Here is a 17663-nt window from a genome sequence, read left to right as displayed (position 1 = left end):
GTGCAAGAGAAGGAACTGCGCCTGGCTCTGGTGTGTTTTGGCGGCGTCTCGCTCGCCATCTACATGCATGGCGTGTCGAAGGAAATCCTGAAACTCGTGCGCGCTTCCAAGGCCTTCCACACCCTGCCCAAGGGCAGCCGCGAGACCATCAGCTATGCCGATACCGAGGATGCCGAGAAGCATCCGGCGGATAGCGAGCTGATCTATTTCGAGCTGATCCAGGAACTGAGCAAGCATATCGAGCTGCGGGTGATCGTGGACGTGATCGCCGGCGCCTCGGCCGGCGGTATGAACGGCATCATGCTGGCCCGCGCCCTGGCACATGACCTGCGGCTGTCGCATTTCCGCGACCTGTGGCTGAAGCAGGCCGATGTGAGCAAACTGCTCGACCGCTCCAAGCGCGCCTCGCCCTGGAGCAAATGGTTCATGCGGCCCCTGCTCTGGCTGGCCTCGCGCTCCAGGCTCGGCCGCCTGCTGGCCGATCCGGAGATCCGCGAGAAGGTGTCGCTGTTCACCCGCTCGCGCTGGTTCGAGCCGCCTTTCGACGGCATGCATCTCGGGCGCAAGCTGCTGCAGGGCCTGGAAGCCATGGGCGATCCCGCCGAGCCCGGCGCCTCGCTGATGCCGGCCGGCCTGCAGCTCGACCTGTTCGTCACCGTCACCGATTTCTATGGCTATCTGCAGCATATCCCGATCCACGATCCGCCCTTCGTGCGCGACCGCGAGCATCGCCACATGCTGAAATTCCAGTACCGCCGCTGGCAGGATGGCGAGGAGATTTCCGATTTCACCAAACTGGATGCGCCGGCCCTGGCCTTCGCCGGCCGCGCCACCTCGGCCTTTCCCGGCGCCTTCCCACCAGCGCAATTGAGCGAAATCGACGCGCTGCTGGCCGAACGCGGCCGGCAATGGGAAAGCAAGGAAGCCTTCCTTAGGAAGAATTTCGGCGACTATCTCGGCGCCGGGCTGGATCCATCGCTGACTTCCTTCGTCGATGGCGGCGTGCTGAACAACAAACCCTTCGCCTCGGCGATGAAGGCGATCCGCGGTCGCCCGGCCTACCGCCAGGTCGACCGCCGCCTGGTCTATATCGATCCGGCGCCGATCCGGCCACCGCCGCCGCCCACTGGCCGCATCCCGGGCTTTTTCCGCACGCTCAAAGGCGCACTTTCCGATATCCCGCGCAACCAGCCGATTTCGGATGAACTGATCTGGGTCAGCCGCTTCAACGAGCGCGTGCGGCATCTGCGCGGCATCATCGACGCGACGCAGCCGCAGATTTCCCGCCTGGTGAGCGAGCATGCGCCGGAAGGCCGCGACGGGCCGCTGAACGAGGACCAGATCCGCGCCTGGCGGCTGGCTGCGAGCGCGCGCGCCGCGCAGGATGCCGGCTTCGCCTATGAAGGCTATATCCGCCTCAAGCTCGGCGCCGTGCAGCAATTCATCAACCGGCAGATCGAGCGCATCAGCGAACTGCGCGAGAACTCCATCGAATCCGCCTGGATCGCACAAGTGATCACGCGCTGGGCCACGGTGCGCCAGGTCTGCGCCACGGCACCGAGCTATGCCCGCACCACTTTGGCAAGCAATCGCGACGAACTGCCGCCCTGGGTGCGTTTCCTGCTCGCCTTCGACGTCGCCTTCCGTCAGCGCCGCCTGCGCTTTCTGCTGCAACGGCTGAACACCTTTTATGCCAAGATCGGCGATCCCGAGCATCAGGGGCTGGAAGCCGTGCAGCTCAACCAGCTCAAACGGCTGCTCTACGGCGAACTTGAAACCTTGCGGCGTTTCGATACCGGCGGCTTCGTCTCGATCGACACGGCATCACGCATCCGGCAGTTGTTCCGCCGCTCGATCCAGCCAATGGAGCCGGAGAAACTGGCGCAGGATGCCGCCGAATTCGCCGACGCGCATCTGCACGAGATCGACGCCATCGTCGATGGCCTCAATGCCGACATCGCGCTGAATGCCACCACCAACCGGCTGGATGCCCTGCTTGCCACACTGCATCCCGACGACTGGAGCCGGGTGGCGCGGCGCGACATCCTGGAAAGCTATATCGGCTTTGCCTTCTGGGACGTGCTGACCTTCACCATCACCAACTGGCGAGACCTGGGCGAATTTAACGAAATCCGCATCGACCGCATCAGCCCGGAAGATGCCCGCGCCATCCGCGATGCCAACACGCTGAAGGGCATCAATTTCGGCCGTTTCGGTGCCTTCTTCAGCCGGCCGCACCGCGAGAACGACTATCTCTGGGGCCGGCTGCATGGCGTGGAGCGACTGATCGACATCGTCTGCGATTCCGGCCTGGACGGCACCGACGCCCCGCGTGTCGACCGCCGCGCCCTGAAATACCGCGCCTTCGAGATCATCCTGGCCGCCGAGGCCCGGTATCTGCGCCATAGCACCCCGCTGATCGAAGAACTGCGCGCCGAAATCGCTGCGCTGCGCGAAGCTGCCGGCTTGAGCCAGCCGAAGCCCGGAAAAGCCGGATAAGAAGCTGACCGAATAAAGACTTGAAAAGCCTGTGAACCCTGACAATCGCGGCCTTGCCGGGAGGCTGGAAATGGCTATGCTGGCGCCGCTTTTAATGCACCCCTCCCCTCTTCCCGCGAGCCCGCCCGTGTTCCATCTCTCCGCTTCCCGCCTTGCCCTCATCGCCGGCCTGCTGGCCTGCTCGCTGCCGGCCACCATGCCGACCACCGTGCTGGCCCAAGGCGCCAAGCCGGCGGCACCCGCCCAGGCTGCTGCCCCGGCTGCCAATGACCCGGTGGTGGCACGCGTGAACGGCCAGGCCATCACCCGCTCGCAGGTCGCCGCCGTGTATGAGACGCTGCCGCCGCAGATGCGCCAGGCGCCGCTCGACACCATCATGCCGGCGCTGATCAACGAGATCGTCGCCCGCCGCCTGATCAACGAGGCCGCCGAGAAGGCCAAGATCGACAATGATCCGAAGGTGAAGGATCAGCTTAAAGTGGCGCGTGAAAACGTGATGCAGCAGGCCTTCCTTGAGCGCGCCGTGTCGCAGCAGCTCACCGAGGCGCGGCTGAAGCAGCGTTACGACGACTTGATCAAGGCCCAGCCGCCGCGCGACGAAGTGCATGCCCGCCATATCCTGGTCGCCACCGAAGCCGACGCCATGGCGGCGCTGGAAGACGTGAAGAAGGGCCAGGATTTCGGCGACGTGTCGAAGAAGCGTTCGACCGGCCCGACCGCCACCACTGGCGGCGACCTCGGCTTCTTCACCAAGGACCAGATGGTGCCCGAATTCGCCGAAGCCGCCTTCGCGCTGCAGCCCGGCCAGGTGACGCAGAAGCCGGTGAAGACCCAGTTCGGTTTCCACATCATCAAGGTGGAAGCGCGCCGCGTGGCGCCGCCGCCGTCCTTCAACGACGTCGCCGACGAAGTGCGCGACATCCTGGTGCGCGAGATCGTCGAGCAGACGGTCAACGACCTGAAGAAGGGCGCCAAGATCGAGATCGTGGAACAGCCCAAGCCGGCGGGCCAGCTCCCGACCCTGGCGCCGGCTCCCAAGAAGTAAATTAGATCAGAGAAGACGAGGAAACGCCGCCATGGCCGCGCATCCGGTTTCGCCGCTTGCCCCCAAGACCCTGCCCAGCCTGCCTGCCATTGCCGGCGCGCGCCTGGCCACCGGCCATAGCGGCATGCGCTACAAGAACCGCGACGACCTGCTACTGATCGAACTGGCGCCTGGCACCAAGGCGGCGGGCCTGTTCACGCAATCCTCGATGCCGGGTGCGCCGGTGGAATGGGGCCGCAAGATCCTGGGCAAGCCGGCGCGCGGCCTGGTGGTGAATGCCGGCATCGCCAATGTGTTCACCGGCAAGGCCGGCCTCGCGGCGGTGAAGGCCACTGCCGAGGGCGCGGCCAAGGCGCTGGGCGCCAAGGCGAACCAGATCTATCTCGCCTCCACCGGCGTGATCGGCCAATTGCTGCCGGCCGAGAAGATCGTGGCGCAGATGCCGAAGCTGAAGAAGGCGCTGACCGGCGATGGCTGGGCCGCTGCGGCCCGCGCCATCATGACCACTGACACCTTCCCCAAGCTCGCCACCGCCACCTGCAAGATCGACGGCAAGCCGGTGACGATCAACGGTATCGCCAAGGGTTCGGGCATGATCGCGCCGGACATGGCGACCATGCTGGCCTTCCTGGTGACGGATGCCAAGCTGCCGACCGATGTGTTGCAGGCGTTGCTTAAAGGTGCCAACGATCAGAGCTTCAACTGCCTCACGGTGGACGGCGACACCTCCACCTCCGATACCGTGCTGCTGTTCGCCACCGGTGCTGCCGGCAACAAGGCGCCGGCCAAGGCAAATGACAAGGCGCTGGCGGATTTCCGCCGCGCGCTGACTCAAGTGATGGCCGAACTGGCGCAATTGATCGCCAAGGATGGCGAAGGCGCGCAGAAGCTGGTGACGGTGAGCGTGACCGGCGCCAAGAACGATGCCGCCGCACGCGTCATCGCCCGCGCCATCGCCAATTCGCCATTGGTGAAAACCGCGATTGCCGGTGCCGATGCCAATTGGGGCCGTATCGTCATGGCCGTGGGCAAGAGCGGCGAGCAGGCCAACCGCGACAAGCTGGTGGTGACCATCGGCGGCAAAGCCGTGACCTCGAAGGGCATGGTGCGCAAGGACCATGACGAAGCCGCCGCCACGGCACATTTCAAGAGCGACGATGTGCGCATCGGCGTCGATGTCGGCGTGGGCAAGGGCAAGGCCGTGGTCTGGACCTGCGACCTGACGCACGGCTATATCGACATCAACGCCGATTACCGCAGCTAATCGCACGATGAACGCCGACCCGCTCTGCCCCGGCGATGCCGAAAGCGTGCTGAAGCCGAAACCGGTGGTGCTGGTGGTGGCGGTGGCCCTGGTGGATGCCGATGGCCGCGTGCTGCTGACCCAGCGCCCGCCGGGCAAGAAGCTGGCCGGCATGTGGGAATTTCCCGGCGGCAAGGTGGAAGCGAACGAGACGCCCGAAGCGGCGCTCTTGCGCGAGCTGCGCGAGGAACTCGGCCTCGATATCAGCGCCGCCTGCCTGGCGCCGTTCACCTTCGCCAGCCACAGCTACGATGATTTCCACCTGCTGATGCCGCTCTATGTCTGCCGCCGCTGGGCTGGGCAGCCCGAGGGCCGCGAGGGCCAGGCACTGAAATGGGTGCGGCCGGTAAAGATGAGCGAGTTGCCGATGCCGCCGGCCGATGTGCCGCTGGTGGCGATGCTGCGCGACCTGCTGTGAATTTCAGGACCAGACCTACATAAAACGTCATGGTCGGCGAAGGCCGACCATCCACGCGTTTTTGCTTGAGCAATCGAAATAAAGAAAACTCGTGGATACTCCGCCTACGCGGAGTATGACGGTCTTTGTTATGGCTTAAATTCCACAGCCCGTTTCTTTATAAACTCGTCATGCCCGGCCTTGAGCCGGGCATCTCAGGCTAAATTGAGAGAGATGCCCGGGTCGAGCCCGGGCATGACGATATTTGTATATTTGTGTCTACTTACGCATCCCCCCGGGGAATCCACGGGATCGACGTCACCTCGATGCCTTCCTCGGCCAGTTCCTTGGCCTCGTCGGGTGTGGCTTCGCCGTAGATGTTGCGCGTCTCGGCATCGCCGTAATGCATCTTGCGCGCTTCCTCGGGGAATTCCGCGCCGACATAATCGGCATTCTTCTCGACATGTTCGCGCAACGCCAGCAGCGCCTTGCGCGCATCCGCCGCCATGCGGGCCTCGTCGGCGGCCTGTTCGCCCCTGGAACGGGCGAGGCGCGGCGCCATCGGCGCCTTGGCGATCTTGCGCGAGCCGCAATGCGGACACTGCACCTGGCCCTTCTTCGCTTGCACGTCGTAGGTGGCGCTATCCTGGAACCACGCCTCGAAGACATGTTCCTTTTTACATTTCAACTCGTATTTGATCATCGCGTTGCCGCTTGATTCCGCTGGGGGGACCCAAGTATTGATGATTATTGACTAATATATGGGGCAGTTGCCGGTGCACAGCAAGGGGGATGGGGCTTCGGCCTGGATTGCGCGCTTCGCCCCCACCACCAAACCGGGTGGTGCGGTGCTCGATCTCGCCTGCGGCGGCGGGCGCCATGGCCGGCTGTTCCTGGAAAACCGCCACCCGGTCTGCTTCGTCGATATCGACCTGCGCGGCGTTGCCGATCTGCAAGGCCAACCTGGCGCGGAACTGCTGCAGGCCGATCTCGAAGGCAATGCTCCCTGGCCGCTGGCCAACCGCGCCTTCGCCGCCATCGTGGTGACGAACTACCTGTGGCGGCCATTGTTTCCGGCACTCTTCGCCGCCCTGGAACCCGGCGGCCTGCTGCTCTATGAAACTTTCATGCGCGGCAACGAACGCTTCGGCAAACCGTCCAACCCGGATTTCCTGCTGGCCGAGAACGAACTATTCGATCTCTGCCGACCACATTGCCAAGTACTCGCCTTCGAGCAGGGCGAGGAAAGCCAACCAAAAACGGCCATGCGCCAGCGTATCGCGGCGCGGCGCCTATGAATCCAGGACTGATGACCGCGCCTGAAATTGAAACCGAGCGCCTGCGGCTGCGCGGCTTCCAGCCCGGCGACTGGCAGGGCCTGGCACGCTTCTATGCCGACGACACGGTGATGCGCCACATGCTGCCGGGGCGCGGGCTTTCGCCGGCCCAGGCCGAGGAACGGGCCAAGAGCAACATCCACAATTTCGGCACCTCCTGGACACAGCGCGGCTATGGCGTCTGGGCCGTGGCCGACCGCACCAGCGGCCGGCTGCTGGGCCAATGCGGCCTGCGCTATGTGCCGGAGGCCGATGCGGTGGAACTGCTCTACCTGCTGAACAAGACCCATTGGGGCCGTGGCCTGGCTTCCGAGGCCGGCCGCGCCGCACTGCATCATGGCTTCGGCGCGGCGGGCCTGGCGCATGTCTTTGCCGTTACCGCGCCGGGCAACGGCGCCTCGCAACGCGTGCTGCTGAAGCTTGGTTTCGCGCCGGAGGGCGAGAAACTGCTATGGGAGCGCAACGTGCGCTGGTTCGCGCTCGACCGCGAGGCCTGGATTTGCCCAACACCCGAAACGGTGACACAATCCGTCCCTTGAGAGGGCGCGGATCATTGAGTTATCTGGCCGTCCCTTGAGAGGGAGCGGAACATGAGTGGTGACGGCATCGAGCGGCGCTGGCATCTGGCCGAGGACATCATCCGCGACGCCGGCAAACTGGCGCGAGCCTATTTCGACAACCGCGCGACCCTGACCATCGAGCAGAAGGGCCTGCAGGATTTCGTCAGCCGCGCCGACAAGGAAACCGAGGCGCTGATAGTCTCCAGGCTCGGCCTGGAATCTCCGCAGGACAATATCCTGGGCGAAGAAGGCGGTCTCTACGAAGCCAAGGGCCGCGATGGCGGCCATGCCACCTGGGTGATTGATCCAATCGACGGCACGGCGAATTTTCTGCGTGGCCTGCCCTTCTGGTGCGTGTCGCTGGCCCTGGTGGTGGATGGCAGGCTGGAGCTTGGCCTGGTCTACGATGCCGTGCGCGACGAGCTTTTTTCCGGCCGGCGTGGCAAGGGCGCCTTTGCCAACGGCCAGCGCATGCAGGTAAGCAGCATCAGCGATCCCAGCCGTGCCTGCATCGGGCTTGGCTATGGCCACCGCATGAGCCAGACGCCGCATGTCGAAGCCATCGACGGGCTGCTGCGGCGCGGCTGCGAATACCGCCGGCTCGGTTCCGGCGCGCTCGGCATCACCTATGTCGCCGCCGGGCGGCTGGAAGGTTTCTACGAAACGCATCTCAATAGCTGGGATGCGCTGGGCGGCCTGCTGCTGGTGGCGGAAGCCGGCGGCGAGATGAACGATTTCCTGAAAAACGACGGCCTTAACAAAGGCAATGCCGTGCTGGCAGCAACGCCGGCGCTTTATCCCTTCGTCGCCGAGGTGATCGGCTTCGAATAGCGTGGCTCATGCAGCCAGGCGGGAATCTGCCCGCGCGCCTTGGCCACTTCATCGAGATCGATATCCGCCAGCACCACGCCGGTGCCCTCGCCGGCATCAGCCAGCACGCGGCCCCAGGGATCGATGATCAGCGAATGGCCGTAGGTCTGGCGCTTGCCCGGATGATCGCCCCACATCGCCGGCGCCACCACGAAGGCCCCGGTCTCGATGGCCCGCGCCCGCAGCAGGATATGCCAATGCGCCTGGCCGGTATTGCGCGTGAACGCCGCCGGCACCATGATCACTTCCGCACCAGCCTGCGCCAGACCGCGATAAAGCTGCGGGAAGCGCACGTCGTAGCAAATCGAAAGGCCCAGCTTGGCCTGGGGATGATCCGCCAGCACCGCCTGCTCGCCCGGCGCGAAGGTATTGGACTCGCGGAACACCTCGCCGTTTGGCAAGTCGACATCGAACATGTGGATCTTGTCGTAGGTCGCGGTGATCTCGCCTTCTGGATTGACCAGATAGCTGCGGTTGGCGTTGCGGTTGGCGCCGTCCTCGCGCACCGAGATCGAGCCGATCAGCAGCCAGATTTTCAGTTCCGCCGCCAGCTCGCGGTAGGCTTTCAGCGCCGGATGCGTTGCCTCGGGCTTGCCGGCCTCCAGGCTCGCCGCCGAATTGCGCCCCATGAAGCTGGAATTCTCCGGCGTGGTGACGAATTCGGCGCCCTTGGCATGGGCCTCGCGGATCAGGCCGCAGACCTGGGCGATATTCGCCGCCATGTCATCGCCGATATTCGGCTGCACGCAGGCGATGCGAATATGGCGCGGGCCTTTTGTATTACCGGTCGCAGCCTCCGGTGCGGCCATGGTCAGGCCGCCGCCAGCATGGGATCGAGCTTGCCAGCGCGGTCCAGGGCGTAGAGATCGTCGCAGCCGCCGACATGCTGGCCGTTGATCCAGATCTGCGGCACGCTGGTGCGGCCGCCGGTCAGGCGCGTCATCTCCTCGCGCTTCGGCTGGTCGTAGGAGACGTCGATCTCGTTGTAGCTGGCGCCCTTCTTGTCCAGCAGCGCCTTGGCGCGCGCGCAATAAGGGCAAAGAAACGTGGTGTAGATGGTGATGTCGGCCATGGGCCTGCCTCGGGGAGTGAGTCGTCTATGAAAATTATATGGCGCGGCCGCGGGGCTAAACAATATCCGGCCGCAGCACCCGTGTGAGCGTCAACACATCCACGGCAGCCACCCCGGCACCGCGCAAGGCCCGGATACAGGCCGAAACCGTCGCCCCGGTGGTGTAGACATCGTCCACCAGCAGCACGGTCTTGCCGGCCAGACTGGCACGCCGCTGCGGCGCCACCCGGATGGCCCCGGCCAGGGCCTCGCGCCGCTGCCGCCGGTTCAGGCCGCCGAGGCTGGGGGTGGGTTTCACCCGCTCCAGGGCATCCACCAGGGCCGGCTTATCGCTGAGCCGCCCCAGCGCCTGGGCCAGCAGGGCTGACTGGTTATAGCGCCGCCGCCACAGCCGGCCGCGATGCAGCGGCACCGGCAGGATCAGGTCGGCTTCCTTAAGCAGCACGCCGCCGGCCTGGCGCATCAGCCCGGCGAGGCCCAAAGCCAGGTCGGTGCGATCGGCGCGCTTGAAGCGCAACACCAGGTCGCGCCCGCCACGGCCATAGACCAGCGCCGCGCGGGCGCGGCGGAAACGCGGCGGCTTGGCGAGGCAGGCGCCGCAGAGCATCCCCGCCGGCACCGGGATGGCAAAGGGCGTGCCGCAGCAGGGGCAAAGCGGTTCGGCGATGAAATCCAGGCTGGGCCAGCAGCCGGCGCAAAGCCGGCCCGGCTCGTCGACCAGGGCACCGCAGAGCATGCAGCGCGGCGGCAGCAGGGCATCCAGCGCCCAGCGACCGAAGCGCCGCAGGCCGCGTGGCAGGGGGGAAATCGCGCCAAGGCTCATCTGCTTACGTTGCGGCAGCGATGACGGCCCGGTCAACAGCCGCTAAGCTTGCGCCATAAAGAGAAAAAGCATGAGGAAACGGCGATGACCGGCAAAGTGGTGAAGATCGGCTGCGCATCCGGCTTCTGGGGCGATTCCATGGTGGGCGCGCCGCAATTGCTGTTCCAGGCCGAACTGGACTACCTGATCTTCGACTATCTGGCCGAGATCACCATGTCGATCATGGCCCGCATGCGCGCCAAGGATCCGGCGCAAGGCTATGCCACCGATTTCGTCACCGTGACCATGAAGCGCCTGCTGCCCGAGATCGCGCGGCGCAAGGTGAAGATCGTGTCCAATGCCGGCGGCGTGAACCCGCAGGCTTGTGGGGCAGTGATCCGCCAGATGATCGCCGATGCCGGCCTCGACCTCAAAGTCGCCGTGGTGCAGGGCGACGACCTGATGCCGAATATCGAGACACTCAAAGGCAGGCTGCGCCCGATGGTACCGGGCACTGAGCGCCCTGCCCGCTTCATGTCGGCCAATGCCTATCTCGGGGCAGGGGCGATTGCCGCAGCCCTCAAGGACGGCGCCGATATCGTCATCACCGGTCGCTGCGTCGATAGCGCCGTGGCGCTGGGGCCTTTGCTGCATGAATTCGGCTGGAGCCTCACTGATTACGACCGGCTCTCGGCCGGCAGCCTGGTCGGGCATATCCTGGAATGCGGCGCGCAGGCCACTGGTGGCCTGTTCACCGATTGGCGCGACGTGCCGGACTGGGACAATATCGGCTATCCCATCGCGGAAGTGTCGGAAGACGGCAGCTTCATCGTCACCAAGCCGAAAGGCACCGGCGGCCTGGTCAGCGTCGGCACGGTGTCCGAGCAGCTGGTCTACGAGATCGGCGATCCGGCGGCCTATCGCCTGCCCGATGTGACCTGCGATTTCACCGCCGTGCGCATCGAGCAGGTTGGCGAGCATCGCGTGAAGGTGTCGAACGCCAAGGGCCAGCCGCCGGGCGACGAATACAAGGTCTCGGCCACCTACATGGACGGCTTCCGCGCCGTGGCGCAGCTCACCATCGGCGGGCGGGAAGCACGCGAACGCGCGCGGCGCACGGCGGAAGCCATCCTCACTCGCACGCGCAAGATTTTCCAGATGCTGAATCTGGGCGATTACCGTGCGGTTTCCATCGAGGAAATCGGCACGGAAGCGATGTATGGCGACAATGCCCGGCAAGGCGCGCTGGATAGCCGCGAAGTGGTGATGAAGCTGGCGGTGAGCCATGCCGAGAAGGCGGCGCTCGACATTTTCGTGCGCGAGATCGCGCCGGCCGGCACGTCTTTCGCCGCCGGCACCACCGGCTCGGGTGGCGGCCGCGCCTCGCCGCAACCGATCGTGCGGCTGTTCTCCTGCTTCATCCCGAAAGCCGCCCTGCCGGTCAGCATCGAGCTTGGCGATGGCATCGCGAAGCCGGTGGCGGTGATGACGGTGGGCGGCGATGTCTGCGGCGGCCCGGCGGGCGTGCCCGATACCACGCCGGCGCCACAGCAGACCGATCTCACTGTACCGCTGATCCGGCTGGCCTGGGCGCGCTCCGGCGACAAAGGCAACGACAGCAATATCGGCGTCATCGCGCGCAAGCCGGACTATCTGCCGGCGATCCGTGCCGCCCTGACCCCGGAGGCCGTGCAAAAGTATTTCGCGCATCGCTGCCAGGGCGGCGTGACGCGCTATGAATGGCCCGGTATCCATGGCCTGAATTTCCTGCTCAAGGATTCGCTCGGCGGCGGCGGCATCGCCTCGCTGCAGAACGACCCCCAGGGCAAGGCCTATGCCGGCATGCTGCTGGATTTCCCGGTGCCGGTGCCCGCCGCCTGGGGCCTCAAGGGGGATTGAGGGCCGACTGCCCCCCATTCCCATCGTCATGCCCGGGCTTGACCCGGGCATCTCGCCGTGACTGGCCTGAGACCCCCGGGTCGGGCCCGGGGGTGACGCATAGTCAATAGGAAATAAGGCCCCCACTGAAACCGCAGGAACCGGATAGCCGGGCGACGGGGCAGGCCGTAGATTTCATCCCATGAGCAAGCCACGCACCCCTACTGACCGCGAATTCGCCGCCATCCTCGGCAACGATGCCAAGGCCGATGGCCGCTTTTTCTACGGCGTCGCCAGCACGCGGATCTACTGCCGCCCCTCCTGCACCAGCCGGGCGCCGAAGCGCGACAATGTCCGCATCTTCGCTTCCCCGAACGAGGCCCAGGCCGCCGGCTTCCGTGCCTGCAAACGCTGCCGCCCGGATGCGCTGATTGAGGCCGATGCGCGGCTGGAGCGGGCGCGGCAATTGATCGACAAGAAACTCGAAGCCGGCGAAGCAGCGCCGGACCTCAACTCTTTAAGCCGTGCCGCCCATGTCAGCCCGACGCATCTGCAGCGGCTGTTCACGGCGGCCTATGGCCTCTCGCCGCGCGCCTATGCCGAAGCGCGGCGCATCGACAAGCTGAAAGCGGAACTGAAAGGCGGTGCTGACGTGTCGGACGCAATCTATGGCGCCGGTTTCGGTGGCCCGAGCCGGGTGTATGAAAAAGCCGACCGCTGGCTCGGCATGACGCCGGCCGATTACAAGCGCGGCGGCGAAGGCTTGAGCCTCACCGTGGCGATCCATCCCGCGCCGCGCAAGCTTGGCCGCGTGCTGGTGGCGGAAAGCCATCGTGGCATTGCCGCCTTGCTGTTCGGCGACAGCGACACGGCGATGCTGGATGAATTGCGCGGCGAATTCCCGGCGGCCGACATCAGCCGCGACGACATGGCCGGCAAGAAGGCGCTGGCCGCGCTCGACGCCCTGCTGATGGGCCGCAAGCCGAAGCAGGAGCTACCGCTGGATCTGCGCGGCACGGCGTTCCAGATCCGCGTCTGGCAGGCCTTGAGCGCCATCCCGCGCGGCGAAACCCGCAGCTATCGCGAAATTGCCATCGCGCTTGGCGAACCGAAAGCGGCGCGCGCCGTCGGCTCGGCCTGCGGCAACAATATCCTCGGCGTGCTGGTGCCCTGCCACCGCGCATTGCGCAGCGATGGCGGCTTGGGCGGCTATCGTTGGGGCCTGGCGCGCAAGCAGGCGATCCTCGACGCCGAAGCAGCGGAGTAGCTGGGCGGCGGAATAACCGCCTAGAGCATTGCACCCGCACAATCGCGCCATTGCCATGGAATGCGGCAGCACCTAGGCTAGCGGACAAGGAAACGTCTCGCCCAGAAGGAAGCCGCCGCATGACCACCGCCCCTGGTCACGCCAGCGATATTGAATCCCCCTATGCCTGGCTGCGCCTGTTGGGCAGCTTCACCATCAGCACCATCGGCGGTGTCGGCATGTGGGCTATCGTCGTCGCGCTGCCCGCCGTGCAGGCGGAATTCGGCGTGCTGCGTGGCGGTGCTTCGCTGCCCTACTCACTGACCATGCTCGGCTTTGTCGTCGGCGTGGTGTTCATGGGAAGGCTGGCCGACCGTTTCGGCATCGTCACCCCGGTGATCCTCGGCACGCTCTCCTTGAGTCTCGGCTATGTGCTGGCGGCGAAAGCCACCAGCATCACCATGCTGGCCTTCATCTATGGCGGCCTGATCGGCTTCGGTTCCTCCGCCATGTTCGGCCCGCTGATCGCCGATATCTCGCTGTGGTTCGAGCGCCGCCGTGGCCTCGCCATCGGGCTTTGCGCCAGCGGCAATTACTTCGCCGGCGCGGTGTGGCCGCCGGTGGTGGAATATTTCATCGCCCAGCATGGCTGGCGCGACACCCATTGGGGCATCGGCCTGTTCTGCCTCGTCACCATGGTGCCATTGAGCTTTGTGCTGCGCCGCCGCCCGCCGGTCCAGCCGCCGCTGCCGCAGGCCAGCGCGGGCTTGAACAAGGCCGGTGCGCATCGCCCGCTCGGGCTGGCGCCGAATGGCGTGCAGGGCCTGCTGCTGATCGCCGGCATTGCCTGCTGCGTCGCCATGTCGATGCCGCAGGTGCATATCGTCGCCTATTGCGTCGATCTCGGCTATGGCCCGGCGCGCGGCGCCGAGATGCTCTCACTCATGCTGGCCTTCGGCATCATCAGCCGGCTGGCCTCGGGCTGGATCCTCGACCGCATCGGCGGACTCGCTACGCTGCTGCTCGGCTCGGCCTTGCAGGGCCTGGCGCTGACCTTCTACCTGCCCTTCGATGGCCTCGCCTCGCTCTACATCGTCTCGGCCTTCTTCGGCCTGGTACAGGGCGGCATCGTGCCGAGCTATGCCTTCATCGTGCGCGAACTGTTTCCGCCCGAGCAATCGGGCCTGCGCGTCTCGGTCGCCATCGCCGCCACGCTTGCCGGCATGAGCCTGGGCGGCTGGATGTCCGGCGCCATCTTCGACCTGACGGGGAGCTATCAGGCCGCCCTGCTGAACGGCATTGCCTTCAACCTGCTCAATGTGGCTATCATCGGCTGGATGCTGCTGCGCTGGCGCCGGCAACGGATCGCGGGGCTCGCAGCGGCGGCTTGACCTGGAGCGGCATCGTCATGAGCCTGGATTACCTGATTATCTCGCTGATCGTCGTCGCCACGCCCGGCACCGGCGTGGTCTACACCATCGCCGCCGGTCTGGGGCGCGGCAGCCGCGCCAGCGTGATCGCGGCCTTCGGCTGCACGCTCGGCATCGTGCCGCATATGCTTGCCGCCATCACCGGCCTCGCCGCCCTGCTGCATGCCAGCGCGCTGGCCTTCGAGATCGTGAAATATGCCGGCGTCGCCTACCTGCTCTACATGGCCTGGGCAACCTGGCGCGAGCGCGGCGCCATGAGCTTCTCCGCTCAGGCCAACGGTGCGCCCCGTTCCGGCTGGCAGATCACGCTCGAGGCAGTGCTGGTGAACATCCTCAACCCCAAGCTCTCGATCTTCTTCCTCGCCTTCCTGCCGCAATTCATCGCGGCCAACGACCCGGCGCCGCTCGGCAGCATGCTGACCTTAAGCGCCGTCTTCATGGCGATGACGTTTGCGGTCTTCGCCGTCTACGGCCTGTTCGCCGCCGCCATGCGCGACCATGTGCTGACGCGCCCGCGCGTGATGCTGTGGCTGCGGCGGACTTTTGCGGCGGCCTTCGTCGGGCTTGGTGTTAAGCTGGCAGTGACGGAGCCATAGAAAACTAAAATAGGGGAAATTCAATGACTGCGTTTCTATCCCACAGCAGCAAAGATAAAGCATTCATTCGGCAAGTTGCGGAGCAACTTGGAAAGACTCAAATTGAATATGATGAATGGACATTTGAGTACAAATTAAATGTTCAAGCCATTCACAATGCGCTAAACCGTTGCAATCTTTTTGTTTTTTTTCTATCTCAAAATTCCATTGCATCTTCTTATGTCAACGAAGAACTTAGAGCTGCCCTAGAGAATAGAGGGAAAGGGCTTATTAAACGAGTATTAATATTTGCTCTTGATCAAACATCCCACAAAGCCCTACCGGGGTGGCTGCAAGATATAAACATAGTTCGAAAAATCAGCTCTCCAAAAATGTGTGCGCGACAAATACAAGTTGCCTTAATGGAGCTAGAAGCCCAAGAAGACCAAGGCATTGGGCTGTATCTTGGCAGGGAAACAGACGAGAGCGATCTTAGGAAGGCTATTATAGCACCGCCAGAGAGTACGCCAATATATCTACATGCCGTTGGCCATTATGGCATTGGTAGGCGCACTTTTCTTTCCAAATCCCTATCAAAATTTTTCCCACGTTTGTACAACACTTTCGTTGAAGTAACCTTGGGGCAATTTGAAGGGCCAGAAGAACTTTATCGACAATTATTCACCCTAAGTGAAGTTGCTTCCGCTGATGAAACATACAATGCGTTCTTATCTTTCTCAAAGATGCCAGCCATCAATCAAGCGGCAGAAATCGGACGTGTAATTAGAAATATGGCCCTGCACAATGAGTTTGTCATTGTCATAGATAATGGCGGAGCTCTAACCGATGACGGCGAACTGCAACCATTTCTCGCCGATCTACTCGATCAACTTAAATCAGCAGGGCAGCCTTCTCTCGGATTCATTCAGACTAGAATGATGCCATTTTCACGTCGCCAAAACCTTGGGCGCACATTTCACCAATACTTAAAACCCCTATCTACTGAAACAATAATAGAGCTTGTTAGTCTTACGCTTAAGGAATTTGGAATTAGCTTTTCAGAAGCCCAAGTAAGTGAAATAGCCAATTTGATTGACGGGCACCCGTATAACATACGATTTGTTATCCAGTTTATCCTCAATTTTGGAATTGATTCTTTGCTAACTGACCCCAGCGATTTAATCGACTGGAAGAATAGACGAGCCGTCGATTTCTTGCGGAAAATAAAATTTAGCGCCATTGAAGAAGATTTAATGGCCATTCTTTCCGAGTATCAATACTTAGATTCACATACATTAATTGCGGCATTAGATGAGGATTCAATAGTAGTGACGCAAGCAATAAAAAGACTTCAAGAGCATTGCTGCGTAGAGCTGCGAGAGCATTACTTCCACATCTCCCCTCCAATTCGAGATGGAATGAGGAGAGACGATCGATTTCATAGGGATGATTCCTGGAAACAACAAATAGGACAAGCAATCTGCGCTTTAATTGACGGCTATGAAGATGACGACCATATGCCAGTTACAATTATTCAAAGCGCAACTTTGGCAGCTGCCAGAGCAGTAAACCCACCTGCTTTTTTATCCACGCTAGTATTGCCCTCCCACCTCCTGCGCATCGCTAAAGAATATTATGATGCCGGCAAGAGAGGGCCGTGCATGGAATTCTGCGAACGCGCATATGGAATGAAAAACCGCCTACCCATAGATGCACAGGTAGAGGCCCTTAGATTGTGGGGGCTTTCCGCAGTAAGATTAAAGAAACGTCAAATGATTGACCACATCCTAGAACAACTCAAACAGTATGCGAGCCCAATCGCGAAGCGCGTAGGATTCTTTTTGGAAGGATTCGAAGCAAGACGCAGAGGACAACTCGATATTGCTGAAGGAAAATTCAAAGAGGCATGGAAACTCACTCCATCTAATGAAAGCGTAAACAGAGAGCTAGCAAGCTTGTATTGCCGACAGCGCCGCTATCAAGATGCAGAGGTACACGCTCGAGCTGCGTATAAGATTGCACCAACCAATCCATTCATTCTTGATATTTTTGCGGACACCCTACTGGGGAAACTTGGAATGGGGTTGCGCGTTGATCAAAAAGAGCTTTCCCACATAATGGACCAATTAAAGATATATGGAGATGCGCCCGGCTCGTCATTCTTCTTGGTTCGGGACGCACAGCAAAAATTGAAGAATAAAAACCGTCAAGAAGCGCTCTCATCAATCAATCGCGCAATTGAAAGAACCCCAAACCTGCCTGATGCTTATTTTATTAGGGCAGAGATTCATCTAGCCGCATCGGATTGTGAGGCAGCGGAAGCTGATCTTAAGGCTCTAACACGCATACTTGCAGAAGCAGGATCATCGGAAGGAGAAGAAGGGGCTGTAGAGGAGCTCGAGGTTCGCATTTTTATGGAACGAAAGCGATTTCGTGATGCACGCAACCACATCAACAACGCCAAACACATTTCCAACTCTCTGAAAGTACGTTTGCTTGATCAACTGGCGAGGCATATTTCTGCAACTCCACGCGAAGCTGATACCGAAATGCAAGAATGGGCTAAGAACCACAAGACGGGAGACATGCGAAGGCACTAGATATATACTTTAGATTAGTCGAGACGTTCGCTCATTTTAGTGGGCGTCC

The 17663-nt window shown here is 62.4% G+C and carries 16 protein-coding genes; 12 read left to right on the top strand and 4 right to left on the bottom strand.

Translation table 11 applies throughout. From position 1 onward, the window contains the following. The 4 genes from V6B08_RS08805 (at position 1) to V6B08_RS08790 (ending at position 5265) form a co-directional block, all read left to right on the top strand. Positions 1–2499, top strand: coding sequence for a patatin-like protein (locus tag V6B08_RS08805; RefSeq protein ID WP_341979761.1), 2499 nt, complete (start codon positions 1–3; stop codon positions 2497–2499). Between the two features lie 127 nt (positions 2500–2626). After that, on the top strand, positions 2627–3544 hold the full coding sequence (locus V6B08_RS08800; protein WP_341979759.1) for a peptidylprolyl isomerase: 918 nt from the start codon (positions 2627–2629) through the stop codon (positions 3542–3544). Positions 3545–3575: 31 nt separating this feature from the next. Beyond that, a complete protein-coding gene (argJ, locus tag V6B08_RS08795) occupies positions 3576–4808 on the top strand; it encodes a bifunctional glutamate N-acetyltransferase/amino-acid acetyltransferase ArgJ (protein ID WP_341979757.1) in 1233 nt (410 codons plus the stop codon). Positions 4809–4815: 7 nt separating this feature from the next. Further along, positions 4816–5265: a (deoxy)nucleoside triphosphate pyrophosphohydrolase gene (locus tag V6B08_RS08790; RefSeq protein ID WP_341979756.1), complete on the top strand. Its 450-nt coding sequence runs from the start codon at positions 4816–4818 to the stop codon at positions 5263–5265. A gap of 262 nt (positions 5266–5527) precedes the next feature. Here V6B08_RS08790 and V6B08_RS08785 read toward each other — a convergent pair whose 3' ends face one another. Further along, positions 5528–5947: a DUF1178 family protein gene (locus V6B08_RS08785; RefSeq protein ID WP_341979754.1), complete on the bottom strand. Its 420-nt coding sequence runs from the start codon at positions 5945–5947 to the stop codon at positions 5528–5530. A 73-nt stretch (positions 5948–6020) separates the two neighbouring features. On the opposite strand from V6B08_RS08785, the gene V6B08_RS08780 reads away from it, so the two are divergent. Genes V6B08_RS08780 through V6B08_RS08770 form a run of 3 tightly spaced genes read left to right on the top strand, consistent with a single transcriptional unit; the run spans position 6021 to position 7972 of the window. Further along, positions 6021–6542: a class I SAM-dependent methyltransferase gene (locus V6B08_RS08780; protein ID WP_341979752.1), complete on the top strand. Its 522-nt coding sequence runs from the start codon at positions 6021–6023 to the stop codon at positions 6540–6542. An 11-nt stretch (positions 6543–6553) separates the two neighbouring features. Then, positions 6554–7120 carry a GNAT family N-acetyltransferase gene (locus V6B08_RS08775; protein ID WP_341979750.1) on the top strand — a complete coding sequence of 189 codons (567 nt, stop codon included), beginning with the start codon at positions 6554–6556 and terminating at the stop codon, positions 7118–7120. A 51-nt stretch (positions 7121–7171) separates the two neighbouring features. Beyond that, on the top strand, positions 7172–7972 hold the full coding sequence (locus tag V6B08_RS08770) for an inositol monophosphatase family protein (protein WP_341979747.1): 801 nt from the start codon (positions 7172–7174) through the stop codon (positions 7970–7972). Here V6B08_RS08770 and V6B08_RS08765 read toward each other — a convergent pair. The 3 genes from V6B08_RS08765 to V6B08_RS08755 are packed head-to-tail and all read right to left on the bottom strand — an operon-like array spanning position 7936 to position 9906. Then, the gene (locus V6B08_RS08765) at positions 7936–8820 is read right to left on the bottom strand and encodes a carbon-nitrogen hydrolase family protein (RefSeq protein ID WP_341979745.1); all 885 of its coding nucleotides are present in this window, start codon (positions 8818–8820) and stop codon (positions 7936–7938) included. The two genes, V6B08_RS08770 and V6B08_RS08765, sit on opposite strands and share 37 nt — an antisense overlap. 2 nt (positions 8821–8822) lie before the next feature. Beyond that, positions 8823–9083 carry a glutaredoxin 3 gene (gene grxC, locus V6B08_RS08760; RefSeq protein WP_341979743.1) on the bottom strand — a complete coding sequence of 87 codons (261 nt, stop codon included), beginning with the start codon at positions 9081–9083 and terminating at the stop codon, positions 8823–8825. 55 nt (positions 9084–9138) lie between these two features. Then, positions 9139–9906 carry a double zinc ribbon domain-containing protein gene (locus tag V6B08_RS08755; RefSeq protein ID WP_341979741.1) on the bottom strand — a complete coding sequence of 256 codons (768 nt, stop codon included), beginning with the start codon at positions 9904–9906 and terminating at the stop codon, positions 9139–9141. A gap of 84 nt (positions 9907–9990) precedes the next feature. Between V6B08_RS08755 and V6B08_RS08750 the strand changes: the two genes are divergently transcribed. The 5 genes from V6B08_RS08750 (at position 9991) to V6B08_RS08730 (ending at position 17614) form a co-directional block, all read left to right on the top strand. Continuing rightward, complete coding sequence (locus tag V6B08_RS08750; protein ID WP_341979739.1) at positions 9991–11784, top strand: acyclic terpene utilization AtuA family protein; 1794 nt, start codon at positions 9991–9993, stop codon at positions 11782–11784. Between the two features lie 181 nt (positions 11785–11965). Next, positions 11966–13030, top strand: coding sequence for a bifunctional DNA-binding transcriptional regulator/O6-methylguanine-DNA methyltransferase Ada (gene ada, locus V6B08_RS08745; protein ID WP_341979737.1), 1065 nt, complete (start codon positions 11966–11968; stop codon positions 13028–13030). 119 nt (positions 13031–13149) lie between these two features. Next, positions 13150–14400 (top strand): MFS transporter, encoded by a 1251-nt coding sequence (locus tag V6B08_RS08740; RefSeq protein ID WP_341979735.1) that lies wholly within the window; start codon positions 13150–13152, stop codon positions 14398–14400. Between the two features lie 17 nt (positions 14401–14417). Next, positions 14418–15035, top strand: a complete 618-nt coding sequence (locus V6B08_RS08735) for a LysE family translocator (RefSeq protein WP_341979733.1) — start codon at positions 14418–14420, stop codon at positions 15033–15035. Positions 15036–15058: 23 nt separating this feature from the next. Next, a complete protein-coding gene (locus V6B08_RS08730) occupies positions 15059–17614 on the top strand; it encodes a TIR domain-containing protein (protein WP_341979731.1) in 2556 nt (851 codons plus the stop codon). Positions 17615–17663 lie beyond the last annotated feature (49 nt).

Source organism: Ferrovibrio sp. MS7, from assembly GCF_038404985.1.
GTDB classification, from domain to species: domain Bacteria; phylum Pseudomonadota; class Alphaproteobacteria; order Ferrovibrionales; family Ferrovibrionaceae; genus Ferrovibrio; species Ferrovibrio plantarum.
The sequence above is the reverse complement of the archived record's forward strand: the minus strand, read 5'-3'. Positions and strand labels throughout refer to the sequence as shown.